Source organism: Dyella sp. (genome assembly GCF_035503745.1).
Taxonomy (GTDB): Bacteria; Pseudomonadota; Gammaproteobacteria; order Xanthomonadales; family Rhodanobacteraceae; genus Dyella_B.
Genome location: NZ_DATJTC010000011.1, coordinates 53399 through 70668 on the forward strand (window position 1 = coordinate 53399; position 17270 = coordinate 70668).

Below are 17270 nucleotides of genomic sequence, written 5' to 3' on the forward strand. Positions count from 1 at the left end.
TCGGCGATAGGCATGCGGATCGAAGGTATCGACCGGCCCCACGGCATCATGCGCGGCCTGGGCCTGGCGAGGGCGCCGGGCGGGCCTTTGGGCGCGTGTTCCAGGCGTCCGGCGCGCACTAAGATAATCGCACTTCAACCGATATTCCGCCGGTGCGGCGTCACCGGTCTTGCACGGCAAGCGTTTGCCGTGCCTTAGACAGAGTCGCTATGAAAACCAAACACGAGATCGTCACCAACTGGTTGCCGCGCTATACCGGTCTTTCGCTGGAGCAGTTCGGCCAGCAGATCCTGCTCACCAATTTTGGCCATTACGTGGACCTGTTCGCGCAATGGCACGGCGTGGAAGTGCAGGGGCGCGATCGTCCCATGCCCAACGCCACCGCCGATGGCATCACCATGATCAACTTCGGCATGGGCAGCCCGAACGCGGCTACGATCATGGATCTGCTCGGCGCCATCCAGCCAAGCGCCGCCCTGTTCCTGGGCAAGTGCGGCGGCGTGAAAAAGAAAAACCAGCTGGGCGATCTGGTGCTGCCGATCGCGGCCATCCGCGGCGAAGGCACCAGCAACGATTACCTGCCCCCGGAAGTGCCCGCGTTGCCGGCCTTCCAACTGCAGCGGGGCGTGTCCACCATGATCCGCGATCTGGGCCACGACTATTGGACCGGCACCGTCTACACCACCAATCGCCGCGTGTGGGAGCACGACGACACCTTTAAGGAATACCTGCGCCGAACCCGCTGCATGGCGGTGGACATGGAAACGGCGACGATCTTCGCGGCGGGGTTCGCCAACAAGATTCCCTGCGGCGCCCTGCTGCTGGTCTCCGACCAGCCGATGATCCCCGAAGGGGTGAAGACCGAGCTTAGCGACCGCGGCGTGACCGCCCAGTACGTGGAGGCACATATCCGCATCGGCATCGAGGCCTTGAAGTTGGTGCGCCGCAACGGGCGCAGCGTCAAGCACCTGCGCTTCGAGGACGAGCCGGGGGAGTAATCGGGACGTAAAGAAAGCCGGCTAGGGTGTCCCCTTGGCAGGACGCGGGCCGGCGGCCAGGGGAGGCTTGTGCCGTCAGCCAGGGGACAAGCCCATCGTTATTTCCTGCTGCCCGGTGAGGGGGTTCAGACCCCGTATTCACAAGATACCGCCTGCGGCGGCGCAAGGAATTCATCTAAATCCCAGATTTCGCAAAGACTTACCGTCTGACGTGGGTTTTTGCCATTGACTTTTTGTTATTTAGACCTTTATGTTCGGCAGAACAGATTGCTAAACGCCGGTTAAGCTTCGCTTGGCGGCCAAGGCAGTTTGGTAGGGGATGGGGAAGGTAAATCCGTTGGGCTACTCGAGCTGGGTTGTGCTTCCGGACCGGGAAGGGACAGGGCCTACGGGGTTTTACCTCTTTTGAAATTCTTGCCGCTGGGGGTTTTACTTCATGAGTATTAAAAAGCTTGTGCCTGCATCGAATCGGATGCCGGTGCGTCATACCGCGTTGGCCGTGGCAGTCGCCATGGGTTTTGGCTTATCCGGACAGGTGTTTGCACAGGCCACCACCGGTTCCGTGTTTGGTACCGCACCGGTAGCGACTGGTGAGACGGTTCGCATCGTCAACAACCAGACGGGCCTGAGCCGCACTGTCGCCGTCGACAGCGCCGGCCGTTATAGCGCCAACCAGTTGCCCACGGGCGACTACACCGTGTCGCTGCTGCAAAACGGCACCGTGGTGTCCACGCACGAGCACGTGCAGGTAACCGTGCAGGGCGGTACGCCGGTGACGTTCGCCGCCGCTGCCTCGGCACAGAACGCGCAGAACCTCACCACCGTTACGGTGACGGCCAACTCGCTGCCTGCGATCGACGTGTCCTCGACCCGCCAGACGCAGGTGATCACCGCGCAGCAATTGAAGACGCTGCCGATTGCCCACAACGCTGAATCCATCGCGTTGCTGGCCCCCGGCGTGAGCGCGGGCGGCTCCAGCCTCGGTACGGGTCCGACCGGTGCGCCGCTGGTTTCGATGGGCGGCAACAGCGTGGTGGAAAACGCCTACTACCTCAACGGCTTCAACACCACCGATCCGATCGGCGGCGCGGGCGGCGTTACGCTGCCGTACTTCGCGATCGCCGAGCAGCAGACCATCACCAGCGGTTACGGCCCCGAATACGGTCGTTCGACCGGCGGCGTGATCAGCCAGATCGGTCAGCGCGGCAGTAACCAGTGGCATGCCGGCGTGTATGTGTCCTGGCGTCCGTCCTGGGCCGAAAGCGACTACGACAACATCAAGTACAGCAACCCGCTGACGCCGGTGGGCGTGTCGGGCTACACCACGGGTGCCGCGGCTCCCTATCTGGCCTCCAGCCAGGGTACCTCCAACTACGCGCCCGGCTACGGCCAGATCGAAAACGGCCGCAAGCAGAACAGCGACTGGGAAAACGTCTATGACGCCTACATCAGCGGCCCGCTGATCAAGGACACGCTGTTCTTCTTCTTGACGGCCGAATGGCAGCACGACAGCAACGATGGCGGCCTGCCGACCTACGGCATCACCTCGCCGCAGGGTTACTACCAGACCACCGCCACGGACAGCCCCAAGCTGTACGGCAAGTTGGACTGGAACATCAACGACAGCAACGTGCTGGAACTGACGGGCGTCAAGACCCAGCTCAATGAAACCAGCAGCAACTTCTACAACTACGACTACTCCAACCAGTCGGTCGGCAACTACTACGCTGCGGGTGTGCTGAGCAAGGACACCTACAACATCGGTATCCTCAAGTACACCTCCTACATCACCGACAACCTTACGTTGGAAGTGCTGTACGGCCTGATGGGCGCCGATTACTACAGCAGCTTCGCCGGCGGCAACGCGGCTCCGGTGACCTTCGGTACGGGTACCACTCAGCCGGCGGGCGTCACCGTTCCCACCCTGGTTGATACGACCATTGCCAACCCGGGCCACACCACCAAGACCCAAAACCTGCGCATCGACCTTGATTGGAAGGTCACCGACAATCACGATCTGAAGTTCGGTATCGACAACCTGCAGTACCGCGATGACGATGACGGCACCCAGATCCTGGGCGGCGGCGCCTACACGTACTTCTATGGCACGCCCTCCAGCGTTTCGTCCGCGCCCTTCATCGGCGGCGCTGGCGCTGTCGCAGGCAACTACGTCCTGGAAAACCTCGTCCAGCAGAACGTCTCCATTGCGTCTCGCGAAAAGGCGCAGTACGTGGAAGACCGCTGGCAGGTGATGCCCAACCTGTTGTTGGACCTGGGTATTCGTAACGACCAGTTCGAAAACACCGGCCCCGGCGGCGTGGCCTACGTGAAGGAAAACAGCCCGCAGTGGGCGCCGCGTCTGGGCTTCAGCTGGGACGTGTTTGGCGACAGCACGTTCAAGGTCTTCGGTAACGCAGGCCGCTACTACCTGGCGTTGCCGGCAGGTCTGGCCGCTCGTAACTCTGCGTTCGGCTCGATCAACGGTACGGTCGTTTACACCTACTCGGGCATTTCCGCCAACGGCGTGCCGACTGGCCTGACGGCAGTTCCGGTGGCCCTGGCTCCGGGTGTGACCATTCCGGGCTACTACTCGTCCGACGGTGAGAACGGCGTCCCCGGCAACATCAAGGACTACGCCTCGACCAACCTCAAGCCGCAGTACCAGGACGAATACGTGCTGGGCTTGCAGAAGCAGCTCTGGGATACCGGCCTGGTGTGGGGCATGCAGGCGACCTGGGAGAAGGCCGGCAATCTCGTGGATGACACGGACATCATCTACGAAGGCAACATCATTCCGGGCCTGGTCAATCCGGGCAAGACCGCCTACATCCCGCAGCCCGACGGCTACGCCGTATGGAACCCGAACACCGGACAGGGCGCTGTGTGCGATCTTTCGGGTGTAACTTCGGCGAACTGCGGATGGCCGGTACCGTCGCGTAAGTACTACGCGTTGGAAAACTATTTGGAGCACACCTGGGACGGCAAGTGGTACGCCAAGGTCGACTACGTGTTCTCCAAGTCGTACGGCTCCACCGAAGGTCCGACGGATACGCCGATTGGTCAGATCACCAACCAGCGCAATGGCGGCTTCTCCGGTTCGACCACGGCGCAGTGGGACTTCCCCGATATCATGGCGTATGCCAACGGCGAGCAGGCCAATAGCCATCGCCACACCCTCAAGGCGTTTGGCTCCTACGCCATTACGCCGGAATGGATGATCAGCGGTACGTACATCATCCAGTCGGGTGCGCCGAACGTGTGCTTGAGCGGTTATGGCGACGAGATCATCCCGGACCTGTACTCCGGCCCGTATCAGCACTTCTGCGGTGGTACGCCGTCTGGCAACTCCACCACGGGTGTGGGCTACGGCGGCATGCCGTCTCCTCCGGGCACCTCTGGCCATACGCCGTGGACGCACCAGATCAACCTGGCGCTGACCTACACGCCGGAATGGGCGAAGAAGCATCTCACCCTGCAGTGGGAAATCCACAACCTGCTCAACGAGCAGGAAGCGACGCTGTACTACACCGAATACGCCGTGGGTACCAACGGCGGTCCTGGTGGCGGCAACGGTGGTACGACCTATTGGAACCCGGTCTATCACACCGCGCAGTCGACCGAAACGCCGCGCTACATGGATTTCAGCGTGAAGTTCGACTGGTAATGCCTATAGACGATGCCCTGGCGCCATGGATGGCGCCGGTCATCGGAACAACGAAGAAGGCCGCCGGCATAACCGGCGGCCTTCTTCGTTTCAGTGATGCAGGCGCTCGATCAATGGCGCCAGAAAATCCCGATAGCGCGGACTGCGTGCGGTATCGCCGCGGATGGGCTGGCGCACTTGCGCCGCACTGGCCGTGCTGTGCACATCGCGTTGCGTCTGATGCGGCGAAAGGCATGCCGCATCGAAGGGCAATTGGCAGAAGGCAAGTAGCTGCCGAATCTGCGCTTCGGGTTCCCGCACCAGCTTCTCGTAAGCAAGGTCAAACACCTTGCCCGGATAACGCTCTTGCCAATAGTCACTTAAGATGCGGTAGTCGTTGTAATAGCTGGCGAGATCTTCGAGGTCGTAGCTGAAGTGGACGCCTTCGCTGAATAACTGGCGATAGCAGGCAAAACAGGTTTCCACCGCATCGCGATGGCAATGGATGATCCTGGCGCCCGGCAACATCGCGCCAATGGCGCCGATCCATTGCCAGTTCTGCAAGCCCTTGTCGGTGAAACAGGGACGCTTGGCGCGCCAGCGCTGGGTGCGCGCAAGATAGTCTTTACCCATCCGTGCCCAATCTTCCGCCGTGGCCTCGCTTGCCCAGTGCGGAAAATCCTTGCCGCGCCGTGTCGATTCGTCCTGCAAAACCTGTGCAAGGTCGTCGATCTCGTTGGCGCCTTCCACTAGCGGGTGCGACGCGAGAATGTGTTCGACCAGCGTTGATCCGGAGCGCGGAAGGCTGGCGATGAAAATCACCTCGCGGCCAAGGGTTGGATCGAGCGGTGCCGGCAACGGGCGGCCAAACGCTTCGGTGATGGCGGCCACGTGGGCATGTTCGGCAGCCGCATCCCATACGACCTGCTTGCGCTTGACGGCATTGGCCTCGCGCAAGGCCTCAAAGGCGCCGGCGTAGTCATGCTGGTCTTCCAGCGCTCGGTACAAGCTGAAACCAAGGAAGGCACGCGAGTCGGGCGCAAGCTGCGGGTTGCGCAGCACCTGCCGGAGCTGCTGCGTATCGGCGGGGGTGAGCGATTCGGTTTTCAGGTTGGCCAAGCCATGCCAGGCGAGGGCGTGATCGGGTTGCAGGGCCAGTATCTTGCGATAGTGCGCCACCGCGGCGGGGATATCGCCGCGTATGGTGAAAACGTCCGCAAGCGTGGTGCGCGCGCTGATGTGTTTTTCGTCCAGGTCGAGCGCACGTTGCAACGCAGCGGCGGCCTCGTCCAACTGCCATTGCAGTTTCAGCGCCTTGCCGAGGTTGTACCAGTTTGATGCGTGCGCGGGCGCCAGCTCAGTGGCGCGACGCAAGTAGACAAAGGCTTCCTCGGTTTCGCCGGAATCGTAAAGCGCGCCGCCTAGATTGGCGAGAATGTTCGGATCGTCAGGACGCTGCTGCGCAGCCTTGCGCATGTACTGGACAGCGGTGCGACTGTCGCCGCGCATCTGGCAGGCGATGCCATACAGAAACTGCGCATTGGCAAAGCCGGGCGCCTGGGCCAGCACCCGCTTCAACGGCTGCTCGGCCAGATCCGGACGTCCCTGGGACAACGCCCTGCCGGCTTCGCTGAGCCACTGGCGCGCTGCGGGGGTGAGATCGGGAGGCGGCATGGGCTACCTGATACGGATGGCTTGAGGACGGATGCCTAGTCTTGCATGTTCCCGCCAGGCAAAAGAATGCCCGCACGGCGACAGCTGTTCCGCTTCCTGGGGCGTGCGATTACCATGGACTGCGCCGTGCAACCTCATGAAGGGTTACTGCCTTGATTCACTGTGTCCCCGCCGTTCTCGGTCCCGATGAGCTGGCCGCCATCCGTTCCAGGCTGCAGAGCATTGTTTTTGCCGATGGCGCCGGCACGGCCGGCTGGTCCGCGCGCGAGGTCAAGCGCAACCTGCAAGTGACGGCGGGCACGCCTGAATACGAGCAGATCGCGCGTATCGTGCGCGAAGCCTTCATGCGCAGCGGCGAGTTGCAGGCCGCCTTGCTGCCCGCGATGGCGACGCCGGTATTGTTCAACCGCTACGGCCAGGGCATGGAATACGGCCCGCACGTGGATGCGCCGGTCATGGGCGTCATGAGCAATGCGGTACGCAGCGATGTGGCCATCACCATTTTTCTGTCCGACCCGCAAAGCTACGACGGCGGCGAGTTGACCATGCTCATGAATGGCGCCAACAGCGCGTTCAAGCTTGAAGCGGGTGCCGCCATTGCCTATCCCGCCAACACCTTGCACCACGTAACACCCGTCACGCGCGGTGCGCGCGATGCGGCCATCATCTGGGTGCAAAGCCAGATACGCGATCCGGCCAAACGGGAGCTGTTGTGGGATATGGAAACCGCCAAGCGCCTGACCTTCGAGCGTGAAGGCAAGAGCCAGGCGTTCGACCTGATCAGCCGGTCCCGCGCGAACCTGGTCCGCATGTGGGCGGAAACCTGACGCAGGCCATGGCATCGCAGCGGGCGGTGCGGCGCTGCGGCGGTTCGATCAGCGGCATCTCCCGATCAGCGGCATGCGCTCGGCCTGGGCCGAATCGGCACGCCGTGGATCGGTGGCGTGCGGTATCAGTAACGCGGCACGCTGGTGTCGATCTGTGCCGCCCACGCGTCCATGCCGCCATCGACGCTGTAGACATGGCTGAAACCATGCGCGATGAAGCGCTCGGCGGCGGTGCGGCTGGAAATGCCGTGGTGGCAGATAAAAGCCAGCGCCGTGTCCTTGGGCAGCGCAGCCAGGGCGGCGTAGCCTTCCTCTTCCAGCACGCGTGCCTGCGGTAGCGGCGGGGCCATCATGCGGCCTTGCGCGGGACGCACGTCGATCAGGGTGATGTCGCCCTTGGCCAGGCGCTGCTGCAATTGGTGCACGCTCATCGATTTCAGTTCGACCGCGCCGGGAAACTTAAGGCTCAGGCCCTCGCCCTGCATGGTCGACACCCAGTCGATCACGATGCCCTTGGCGCGCTGGGCGCTGGCCGGGTCGAAGTGCACCTCGATGCCGTTGGCGTTGACCACGATGTCGTGTTCGCTACCGGGCGCCAGCTGGAAGCCGGCGCTGTGGTCCGGGCCGATTTCCAGATGCAGCGCCAAGCCTTCCGCATTCGCGATGCCTTGGCCGATCGCCTCGGCGGCCTTGTCGGTGATGGTGATTTGCGGCGGCGTGCGGTCCGGCTGCGCCACGCCGAACAGCTCGTGCAATTGGCCGCTGCCGTACATCTGGCGGATGATGTCGGCGCCGCCGATCAGCTCGCCATCGACGTACAGCTGCGGGATGGTCGGCCAGTTGCCGAAGGCCTTGATGCCTTCGCGGATTTCCGAATCTTCCAGCACGTTGACCGTGTGGTAGCTGGGCAGCAGCTCATTGAGCGTGTTGGTGGCCGCCGCGGAGAAGCCGCACATCGGCTGCTGCCGGGTGCCCTTCATGAACAGCACCACGCGGTGGTCTTTGAGCAGGCTTTCGATGCGTTCGCGGGTGGGGGTGTCGAGGGACATGCAGGGGCTCCGGCAAAGAGGGGCATTGTATCCCCTTGCATATGCAGGCGGCCGGGACGGGTTCAAGGCTTGGAGTGGTTTTGCCAGGGGGAGATTGGGAAGGGTAAGGCTCTATAAACGCGCTGTCGCAAGATTGTGTGACCCCTCCCGACCCTCCCTTGCTAGCAGGGGAGGGAGTGAATGGTTCTGCGCAGCTTCTGCCCCTCCCCCTGCGAAGCAGGGGGAGGTTGGGAGGGGGTAAGGCTCTTTTAAAAACACTTTCGCAAGATCGCGTGCCCCCCAACCCTATCCCTGCAGGCAAGGGAGGGAGTAAGGCGCGTCACGCGGCCGGGCGCAGGTCTTGCAGATCCCGCTTGCGGCGCGCCAGCGGCGCAAGCGCGAGCGCCGCGGTGGGCGAGGGCAGTACCAGCTCGCGGCTGGCCCGGCCCAGGGCGGTGGGCTGCTCACTCCAGTGGATCAGTTCCATGGCGCCCACGTCGTCCTCCACCAGCGCGGTGCAGTGTTCGACCCAATCGCCATCGTTGAGATAGACCACGCCGTCGATGGTGCGCACCTGGCCGTAATGGATATGGCCGCAGATGTGGCCGTCCACGCCGCGCTCGCGCGCATCGGCGGCGACGCGTTCTTCGTAGGCGCGGATGTATTCCAGCGCCTTGCCGATGTGCGATTTGACGATGATCGACAGCGGCAGATACGGCAGCGCCATGCGGCGGCGCCAGGCGTTGACGCGGCGGTTGCTCCAGCAGATGAAACGATGCATGGCCTCGCCGATATGTAGCATCCAGCTGCGGCCGATCTGCTCGGGGTCGTATTCGTCGCCGTGGCTGACGCGATAGCGGCGGCCGTCCGCACCCACGTGGATGGCGTCCAGTTCGATGCGCACGCCGCAGATCGATTGCCCGACCATGCCGCGGATCGCCGCGTCATGGTTGCCGGGAATGTAGGTCACTTCCACGCCGCGACGCGCCATATCCAGCACTTCGGCGATCACGGTACCGTGGTCCGGATGCCACCAGCGGCGGCGGCTGAGGGCTTCAAGATCGATGATGTCGCCCACCAGGTAGAGCTTCTGGCATTGCAGATTGCGCAGGAAATCCAGCAGGTAGGCGGCTTTGCAGTCCGGCGTGCCCAAGTGGACGTCGGAAATGAAAACGCTGCGGCAGCGAAGGATGGCCATGGCGTCGGTCCCGGTTGGTTGCCGGGATCACAGTGTCGTGCCCGAACGTCACCGAGCGATGGCGAATAGGTTGCAGGAAGGTTGCCGTGGGCGATTTTGCGCTTTTTTCAGCGCAACGCGGCGTGTACCGCCGGTTCGATCGCCGCTGTCCACAGCGCGTATTGGGCCGCGCTAGGGTGCAGGCCATCGGCTGCGACCCATTCCGGATGCGCACGGGAAAGGCCAGTGATATCCACGAAATGCGCACCGGCCCGCACGGCTTCGTCGCGGCCGATGGCGTTGAAGGCATCCAGCTCCTGCGCGATCTGCGCCAGGTCGCGGCCGCTGGCCTGGCCAAAGGGCGTGACGCCCCAGTCGGGAATGGAAACCGCCACCACCCGCCCGGGCCGGCCGCCAGCCAGGGTTATCGCACGCGCGAGCAGGCCGCGAAATTCGCCGCGGTAATCGAGCGCCGAGCGGCCGCGATACTGGTTGTTCACGCCGATCAGCAGGGTCGCAAGATCGTAGGCCGGCGCGAGGCCGGCCTGATCCATGCCGGCCGACAGCTCGTCGGTGGTCCAGCCGGTGACGGCCACGACGTGCGGATCGTCGATCATCACGCCCTGCTCGCGCAACGCGGCCGCCAGCTGCACCGGCCAGCGCGCATCGGCGGGAACGTCCTCGCCGATGGTGTAGGAATCGCCCAGGGCGAGATAGCGCAGCGGCATGGATCAGGCGATGGCGACAGCGGCGCGCGGCGATTGCTCGGCGGCCATGCCCGCAAGCACGCGCTCCATGCGCACAAACACTTCACTCAGCTGCGCCGGCTGCGGCAGCAGCGTCAGGCGCATGTGGCGGCTGGTCGGTACGTTGAAGCTCGAACCGGGCACCACCAGTACCGATTCTTCTTCCAGCAGGCGCAGGGCGAACGCGTCGTCGCTGAAGTCGGCGATGTGATCGGTGCGCACGCGCGGAAACGCATACAGCGCGCCGCCCGGGGTCACCAGATCCAGAAATTGGCTGGTGGCCACGCCTTCGAGCACGGCTTTGCGCGCTTCGTGCAGGCGGCCGCCCGGCGCGGTGAGCGCATGGATGGTCGGGGTGTCGTGCAGCGCGGGAATCACCGCCCATTGCGCGGTGACATTGGCGCACAAGCGCAGCGCCGCCAGCAACTGCAGCGCATCGCGGTAATCGTGGGTGCGCGCCGGATCGCCCGAAAGGCTCAGCCAGCCCACGCGGTAACCGCAGGCGCGGTGCACCTTGCTCAAGCCGCCGAAACTGATGCATGGCGTCTGTCCGGCGATTTCCGCCAAGGGCTGGAAGGCGGTGCCATCGTAAAGGATTTCGTCGTAGATTTCATCGCACAGCAGTAGCAGGCGATGACGCGCGGCGATGGCAACCAGCTGCTCCAGCAGCGCGCGCGGATACACCGCGCCGGTGGGATTGTTCGGATTGATCAGCACCAGTGCACGCGTGCGCGGCGTGATCAGTGCCTCGATTTCATCCGGATCGGGCATGTGCTGGTGTTCGGCCAGGCAGCGGTAATAACGCGGCACGCCGCCGTTGAGGATGGTGGCGGCGCTCCACAGCGGATAGTCGGGGCTGGGCAGCAGCACTTCGTCGCCCGGCTGCAGCAGGGCGCGCAGGCTCAGGTCGATCAGTTCGCTGACGCCGTTGCCGATGAAGATGCGCTCCACCTCCACATGCCGCGCCCCGCGTGCGCGTTGCTGCGCGGCGATGGCTTCGCGCGCTTCTTCCAGGCCCTGCTCGTGGCCATAGGCTTCGCTTTCGCGCAGATGCCCGGCAATCGCCTCGCGCAGATGGTCGGGTACGCAGAAGCCGTAGCGGGCGGGGTTGCCGATGTTGAGCTTGATGATCGGCTGTCCGGCCGCTTCGAGTTCGCGCGCACGGCGCGTCAGCGCGCCGCGGATTTCGTAGCGCACCTGGGCCAGATGCGCGCTGGGTTTGATCGGGACCAACGGAGGAATCCTTATCTTCAGGCGAAAACCCGGCCTGCCGCCGGTTCAAACCGATGCTAGCAGCGTATGGACGGTCCATGGGAGTCGGCGGAGGGCGAAAATCGGGGCAGACGACGGGCAGGTCGCGGGCAGGCATAATCGGACACATGAGCGAGGTCCAGACCATCGAACAGCTGCGCCACATCGGTTGGCGCGGCCAGGCGCTGCCTGTGGACGGGCGGCGCATCGCGCGGGTGGTCGCCCAGCACCGCGCCGGCTACGAACTGCACGATGGCCGCCAGATCTTCGGCGCCCAGCCGGCGGGATACTTTCTCAAGCGTGGCCTGGACCCTGCCGAACGCCCCGCCGTGGGCGATTTCGTGGAAGTGGAACCGGGCAAGCCGCCGCATATCCTCACGGTGCAGCCGCGCCGCACCGTGCTTTCGCGCGCGGCGGCCGGCGAGCGCTACGAGCGCCAGGTGATTGCCACCAACATCGACTACGTGCTGGTGCTTACCGGTCTGGACGGCGATTTCAATCCGGCGCGCATCGAGCGCTACCTGTCGCTTACCGAGGGTTCGGGCGCGCAGCCGGTGGTCATCCTCAGCAAGCTGGACCTGCACGAGGGCGATGCGCGCATCGAAGACCTGCGCGGCCGTTTGCCGGCCGGCACGCCCATCCACGCGATCAACGGCAAGGATCCGGCCAGCGTCGCCCAGCTGGCGCGGTACCTGAAGGCCGGCGACAGCGCCGTGCTGGTCGGCTCCTCCGGCGCGGGCAAGTCCACCCTCACCAACACCCTGCTGGGCAGCGACCACATGGCGACCGGCGAGGTGCGCGGCCACGACAGCCGCGGCCGCCACACCACGACCTACCGCGCCTTGCTTTCCTTGCCCAGCGGCGGCTGTCTGATCGATACCCCGGGCATGCGCGAGCTCAAGCTCACCGGCGAAGAACATCTGGATCTGTTCGCCGATATCGAAGAACTGGCCGACAAATGCCGCTTTGCCGATTGCGGCCACGGCAGCGAACCCGGTTGCGCGGTGCAGGCTGCGCTGGACGATGGCGAACTGTCGCCCGAACGCTGGCGCAACTACCTCAAGCTGCGCGACGAGCGCGAAGAACAGGCGGCCATGCTGGAGTCGCGCCTGCGGCGTCAGCGCGGCGGCCGGCCCGTCACGAAGCTGCATGGTCCGCGCGGCCCGCGCGATCGGGAATCTTGAAGCGACGCGTTGTCGCGAGGCATGTACCACAACGATATGCGCCGTCTCTCTTTCCGCTACACGTGCTTCTACCCACGGATTTTTCGGTTGCCTGGGTCGGGCATCTTCGCCCGGTCCGCGCTGCGCCTGCGCAACGACTCGCGCCTTGGCCGGTCCGCCCGCTTCATGCCGGCGACGCCCTCGCGCCGGGTCAGCCGTTTCATGCCCGATCCGGTCGCGACCGGGCTGATCGAGCGTGTCGATGCTTGGCGGATGCCGGCACCATGAGTACGCCATCCGAATCCATTCCCCCGGGCCTTGAGCCCTACGCGGCGCTGGACAAGCGGCTGCTCGCGGCGGTACGCGGCATCAACATCCTTGCCACGGTGAGTTGGCCCGCCTCGCTCGAAGATCGCATGATCGAGGAATACGGCCGCGGTCAGTACGCGCTGCCCCAGGTCACCTACAAGCGCCCTGATCTATCGGACGCACGCAAGGAGCTGGTCGCGATCGAAAGCGAAGCGGGCGACGGCGATCCGCTCGGCGAATACCTGCGGCGCACGGCCGAATCCTGGCGCATTGCCGCCGAGATGCTCGAATCGGTGGGCACCGAGGGCGTCACCGCGCCGTCGATCCAGCTTTACGGCCGCCCCGGCGACGCCATTCCGGGCAGCGATCGCAGCAATCTGGACGCCGCGCGCTACTTCGTGGAGCTGTCCGACGAACTGGGCGCCGATCTCAACGACGACAACATCAGCGCCAACATCCCCGCCGAGACCTTGCGTGCGGACCTGGCCAAGGCATTGGATGACTTTTTCGGCCCGGGCTTGATCGCGGTGGAGGTCGACAACGATCTCACCGCCAAAGCCGCCGCCGGCGCCACGCGCATCCGCCTGCGCGGCGGCACGCGCTTTAGCGAATACGACCGGCATCAATTGCTCAATCACGAGGCCTATGTGCATTCGCTCACGGCGCTCAACGGCCGCGCGCAGCCGGTGCTGGCCTCGCTGGCGCGCACCTCGCCGCGCGTCACCGCCACCCAGGAGGGCCTGGCCGTGTTCGCCGAGCTGATGTCCGGCGCCATCGACATTGCGCGGCTCAAGCGCATCAGCCTGCGCATCCTGGCGATCGACATGGCGCTCAATGGCGCCGATTTCGTTGAGGTTTACCGCTATTTCAACCGCTGCGGGCAAAGCGTGGCCGACAGCTTCCACTCCGCGCAGCGCGTGTTCCGCGGCGTGCCGCTCACCGGCGGCGCGGCGTTCGCCAAGGACAACGTATACCTGTCGGGCCTGCTCGATGTGCACACGTTTTTCCGCTGGTCCCTGAAGGAGCGGCGCATGGATCTGTTGCGCTTTCTGTTCGCCGGCAAGCTGACCCTGCACGACGTGATGACGCTGGAGCCCTACTTCAGCACTGGCGCGATCGTGCCGCCGCGCTGGCTGCCGCCGTGGATGCAGCACGTGCACGGGCTGGCCGGCAAGCTCGCGTTCTCGCTGTTCATCAACCGCGTGCGCATGTCCAAGGTCGAGGCGCAGACGCTGTCGGCGGGCATCTGATCGGCACAGGCGAGCCCGGCATGGATCAGTACACGCCCAGTTCGGCGTCGGGCTGGCTGACGAAGATCAGCACACCCAGGATCGCCATGTAGAACTTGAAAGCGGCGTCCTGGCCGTTCCACGCCTTGGACTGCCACATCGCGAACCATTCCCCGCCCACTACCATGAAGCCGAAGAACCAAACGGCGAAACCCAGTAGGCAGCCGAGGATGACCAACTGCTTTGCGGCGTTGAAAGCGGCCGCGTGCTTGCGCCGGGCCTGCCACAGCGCGTGGCTTCCGCCCAGCAGCAACAGGCTGGTGGCGCCTTCGGCGGCGATGATCAGCCAGTAGCAGGCACGCCAGCTCGCCGGGTCGGTGGAGGCGCGGCCGATCAGCGCATTGTCCGGCAGCGTGGTGTCCATCGACATCACGTGCCGCACGAACACGAGGTTGGAGGGGTAATCGACAATATTGTTGAACGCCACCAGGAAGGCGAATGACGCCAGCATCAGGGGCAGCAGGATCTTGGCGAGTCGGGCGGTCATGGGGATAGTCTGGGCGGTGGCGCGGTATCGGCGCAGGCTCCCGACATATAACACACCCCACGGCCGCGCCCGGGTTGGCCACAACCTCATACCCCGGTTGCCGGCATGTCGCGGCAAAACCCTACAGCGACGGCTGGCGTAAGGCGTCTGTAAGCCGTCGCAATGGCCTGCTATTTCCTTATGGCTGCCGTATCGAGGTACCCGCTGCGTGCCGGTGATACCATGCTCCGTCCCTGCTCCGGCGAGCCGGAGCCCTTCTTTTCGTATTGTTTCGACACCTCCGATGGCTCATTCCGACGACTTCCGCAAAGCCGCACTCGAGTACCACCGCAAACCGCGCCCCGGCAAAATCAAGGTTTCGCCGACCACCCCGCTGATCACCCAGCGCGACCTCTCGCTGGCGTATTCCCCGGGCGTGGCCTATGCCTGCGAGGCGATCGTGGCCGATCCCCAGGCCGCCAGCGAAATGACCGCGCGCTCGAACCTGGTGGCGGTGATCACCAATGGCACCGCCGTGCTGGGCCTGGGCGATATCGGCCCGCTGGCCGGCAAGCCGGTGATGGAGGGCAAGGGCGTGCTGTTCCAGAAGTTCGCCGGCATCGATGTGTTCGACATCGAGCTGGCCGAGCGCGACCCCGACAAGCTGGTGGACATCATCGCCTCGATGGAGCCCACTTTCGGCGGCATCAACCTGGAAGACATCAAGGCCCCCGAATGCTTCATCGTCGAGCGCAAGCTGCGCGAACGGATGAAGATCCCGGTGTTCCACGACGACCAGCACGGCACCGCGATCATCGTCGGCGCGGCGGTGATCAATGCGCTGGAAGTGGTCGGCAAGAAGATCGAAGACGTCAAAGTGGCCACCACCGGCGCCGGCGCGGCGGGCATTGCCTGCCTGGACATGCTGGTGGCGCTGGGCGTGAAGCCCGAGCACATCCTCGCGTTCGACCGCGAAGGCGTACTGCATACCGGCCGCGGCCACATGGATCCGGACAAGCAGCGTTATGCGCGCGACACCACGGCGCGCACGCTGGCCGAGATCGTGGAGGGCGCCGATATTTTCCTGGGGCTCTCCGCAGGCGGCATCCTGAAGCCGGAGATGGTCGCGACGATGGCGGACAAGCCCATCATCCTGGCGCTGGCCAACCCCACGCCGGAAATCCTGCCCGAAGACGCCAGGAAGGTACGCCCGGACTGCATCATCGCCACCGGCCGTTCGGACTATCCGAACCAGGTCAACAACGCGCTGTGCTTCCCGTACATTTTCCGCGGCGCCCTGGACGTGGGCGCCACAGTCATCAACGAGGCGATGAAGCTCGCCTGCGTGCACGCGATCGCCGCGCTGGCGCGGATGGAAGCGGGCGACCTGGCCGGCGCCTATGGCGGCGAATCGCCGACCTTCGGCGCCCAGTACCTGATCCCGCGTCCGTTCGACGTGCGCCTGCTGGTGATGCTGGCGCCGGCGGTGGCGAAGGCGGCGATGGATTCGGGCGTCGCCACGCGCCCCATCGCCAACATGGACGCCTACGTCGAAACGCTCGCGCAGTTCATCTACCGCACCGGCCTGATCATGAAGCCGGTGTACGAGCGCGCGCGCGCCGACCTCAAGCGCGTGGTGTATGCCGAAGGCGAAGAGGAAACCGTGCTGCGCGCGGTGCAGACGGCGATCGACGAGAAGCTCGCCTATCCGATCCTGATCGGACGTCCCGACGTGATCGAGACGCGCATCGAGCGCCTGGGCCTGCGCATGCGCGCGGGCGTGGATTTCGAACTGACCAACATCAACGACGACCCGCGCTTCAACGAATACTGGCAGCACTACCACGCGCTCACCGAGCGCCGCGGCGTGTCGCCCGCGGCGGCCAAGAACCTTTTGCGTTCGCGGCCCACGCTGATCGCCGCGATCATGGTCGAGCGCGGCGAGGCCGATGCGATGATCTGCGGCCTGGTCGGCCGCTATCACAAGAAGCTCGGCTACATCCGCAGCGTGTTCGGGCTGGACCCGGGCGTGTCGTGCACCTCGGCGATGAGCGGTGTGATCAACGACAAGGGCACCTGGTTCTTCCTCGATACCCACGTGCAATGCGATCCCACCGCCGAGCAGATCGCCGAGGCGACGCTGCAGGCCAGCTACCGCCTCAAGCTGTTCGGCGTGGAGCCGAAGGTCGCGCTGCTGTCGCACTCCAACTACGGCAGCCACGAGAACGCCAGCGCGGCCAAGATGCGCGAGGTGTTCAAGATCCTCAAGGCGCGTGCGCCCAAGCTTGAAGTGGACGGCGAAATGCAGGCCGATACCGCGTGGGACGGATCGCTGCGCGAGCGCATCTTCCCCAACACCACGCTGAGCGGCCGCGCCAACCTGTTTGTGATGCCCAATCTCGATGCCGCCAACATCACCTACAACATGGTGCGGGTGATGACCGACGGCGTGGCGATCGGGCCGATCCTGATGGGCGTGGACAAGCCCGCGCACATCCTCACGCCGTCTTCCACCGTGCGCCGGGTGATCAACATGACCGCGATCGCGGCGGTCGATGCGCAGATCCGCGCCGCGCAGGGCGAGCGGAGCTGATTGATGCTGCAATGCGGTAGGCCGGGCCATCGGTGCCGGCCTGCCTCGGCAAAAACGCTCCGCGCCGGCATCGCCGGCAAGCACCTGGCCTGAGGTCTGCGGGTAC

The 17270-nt window shown here is 64.7% G+C and carries 13 protein-coding genes; 7 read left to right on the forward strand and 6 right to left on the reverse strand.

The features are described from left to right. Window positions 1-209: 209 nt before the first annotated feature. Window positions 210-998, forward strand: coding sequence for an AMP nucleosidase (locus VME63_RS04150; RefSeq protein WP_325430550.1), 789 nt, complete (start codon window positions 210-212; stop codon window positions 996-998). Window positions 999-1509: 511 nt separating this feature from the next. Continuing rightward, on the forward strand, window positions 1510-4662 hold the full coding sequence (locus VME63_RS04155) for a TonB-dependent receptor (protein WP_325430551.1): 3153 nt from the start codon (window positions 1510-1512) through the stop codon (window positions 4660-4662). Window positions 4663-4752: 90 nt separating this feature from the next. Here the strand turns inward: VME63_RS04155 and VME63_RS04160 are convergent, their stop codons facing one another. Beyond that, window positions 4753-6315: a tetratricopeptide repeat-containing sulfotransferase family protein gene (locus VME63_RS04160; RefSeq protein WP_325430552.1), complete on the reverse strand. Its 1563-nt coding sequence runs from the start codon at window positions 6313-6315 to the stop codon at window positions 4753-4755. A gap of 152 nt (window positions 6316-6467) precedes the next feature. Between VME63_RS04160 and VME63_RS04165 the strand changes: the two genes are divergently transcribed. Continuing rightward, a complete protein-coding gene (locus VME63_RS04165; protein WP_325430554.1) occupies window positions 6468-7142 on the forward strand; it encodes a Fe2+-dependent dioxygenase in 675 nt (224 codons plus the stop codon). Between the two features lie 125 nt (window positions 7143-7267). Here VME63_RS04165 and grxD read toward each other — a convergent pair whose 3' ends face one another. The 4 genes from grxD to VME63_RS04185 form a co-directional block, all read right to left on the reverse strand. Next, window positions 7268-8191, reverse strand: a complete 924-nt coding sequence (gene grxD / locus VME63_RS04170; RefSeq protein WP_325430556.1) for a Grx4 family monothiol glutaredoxin — start codon at window positions 8189-8191, stop codon at window positions 7268-7270. Window positions 8192-8510: 319 nt separating this feature from the next. Further along, window positions 8511-9368, reverse strand: a complete 858-nt coding sequence (locus tag VME63_RS04175; RefSeq protein ID WP_325430558.1) for a UDP-2,3-diacylglucosamine diphosphatase — start codon at window positions 9366-9368, stop codon at window positions 8511-8513. Window positions 9369-9475: 107 nt separating this feature from the next. Next, window positions 9476-10075 (reverse strand): SGNH/GDSL hydrolase family protein, encoded by a 600-nt coding sequence (locus VME63_RS04180; RefSeq protein WP_325430560.1) that lies wholly within the window; start codon window positions 10073-10075, stop codon window positions 9476-9478. Window positions 10076-10078: 3 nt separating this feature from the next. Further along, on the reverse strand, window positions 10079-11326 hold the full coding sequence (locus VME63_RS04185) for an aminotransferase class I/II-fold pyridoxal phosphate-dependent enzyme (RefSeq protein WP_325430562.1): 1248 nt from the start codon (window positions 11324-11326) through the stop codon (window positions 10079-10081). Between the two features lie 146 nt (window positions 11327-11472). Between VME63_RS04185 and rsgA the strand changes: the two genes are divergently transcribed. Genes rsgA through VME63_RS04200 form a run of 3 tightly spaced genes read left to right on the forward strand, consistent with a single transcriptional unit; the run spans window position 11473 to window position 14066 of the window. Further along, the gene (gene rsgA / locus VME63_RS04190; RefSeq protein ID WP_325430564.1) at window positions 11473-12528 is read left to right on the forward strand and encodes a ribosome small subunit-dependent GTPase A; all 1056 of its coding nucleotides are present in this window, start codon (window positions 11473-11475) and stop codon (window positions 12526-12528) included. A 21-nt stretch (window positions 12529-12549) separates the two neighbouring features. Continuing rightward, window positions 12550-12795: a hypothetical protein gene (locus VME63_RS04195; RefSeq protein ID WP_325430566.1), complete on the forward strand. Its 246-nt coding sequence runs from the start codon at window positions 12550-12552 to the stop codon at window positions 12793-12795. After that, window positions 12792-14066 (forward strand): flavohemoglobin expression-modulating QEGLA motif protein, encoded by a 1275-nt coding sequence (locus VME63_RS04200; RefSeq protein ID WP_325430568.1) that lies wholly within the window; start codon window positions 12792-12794, stop codon window positions 14064-14066. The genes VME63_RS04195 and VME63_RS04200 overlap by 4 nt, the downstream gene beginning before the upstream one ends. 25 nt (window positions 14067-14091) lie before the next feature. Here the strand turns inward: VME63_RS04200 and VME63_RS04205 are convergent, their stop codons facing one another. Then, window positions 14092-14592, reverse strand: coding sequence for a DUF2165 domain-containing protein (locus VME63_RS04205; protein ID WP_325430570.1), 501 nt, complete (start codon window positions 14590-14592; stop codon window positions 14092-14094). Between the two features lie 283 nt (window positions 14593-14875). Here VME63_RS04205 and VME63_RS04210 point away from each other — a divergent pair, with 283 nt between their 5' ends. After that, window positions 14876-17164 (forward strand): NADP-dependent malic enzyme, encoded by a 2289-nt coding sequence (locus VME63_RS04210; protein WP_325430572.1) that lies wholly within the window; start codon window positions 14876-14878, stop codon window positions 17162-17164. The last annotated feature ends 106 nt before the right edge of the window (window positions 17165-17270 follow it).

Bases quoted from the DNA above. Each gene is read 5' to 3' on its own strand.
- VME63_RS04150 (WP_325430550.1), top strand. From the start codon at position 210: ATGAAAACCAAACACGAGATCGTCACCAACTGGTTGCCGCGCTATACC.
- VME63_RS04155 (WP_325430551.1), top strand. From the start codon at position 1,510: ATGGGTTTTGGCTTATCCGGACAGGTGTTTGCACAGGCCACCACCGGT.
- VME63_RS04160 (WP_325430552.1), bottom strand. From the start codon at position 6,315: ATGCCGCCTCCCGATCTCACCCCCGCAGCGCGCCAGTGGCTCAGCGAA.
- grxD (WP_325430556.1), bottom strand. From the start codon at position 8,191: ATGTCCCTCGACACCCCCACCCGCGAACGCATCGAAAGCCTGCTCAAA.
- VME63_RS04175 (WP_325430558.1), bottom strand. From the start codon at position 9,368: ATGGCCATCCTTCGCTGCCGCAGCGTTTTCATTTCCGACGTCCACTTG.
- VME63_RS04180 (WP_325430560.1), bottom strand. From the start codon at position 10,075: ATGCCGCTGCGCTATCTCGCCCTGGGCGATTCCTACACCATCGGCGAG.
- rsgA (WP_325430564.1), top strand. From the start codon at position 11,473: ATGAGCGAGGTCCAGACCATCGAACAGCTGCGCCACATCGGTTGGCGC.
- VME63_RS04195 (WP_325430566.1), top strand. From the start codon at position 12,550: ATGTACCACAACGATATGCGCCGTCTCTCTTTCCGCTACACGTGCTTC.
- VME63_RS04200 (WP_325430568.1), top strand. From the start codon at position 12,792: ATGAGTACGCCATCCGAATCCATTCCCCCGGGCCTTGAGCCCTACGCG.
- VME63_RS04205 (WP_325430570.1), bottom strand. From the start codon at position 14,592: ATGACCGCCCGACTCGCCAAGATCCTGCTGCCCCTGATGCTGGCGTCA.
- VME63_RS04210 (WP_325430572.1), top strand. From the start codon at position 14,876: ATGGCTCATTCCGACGACTTCCGCAAAGCCGCACTCGAGTACCACCGC.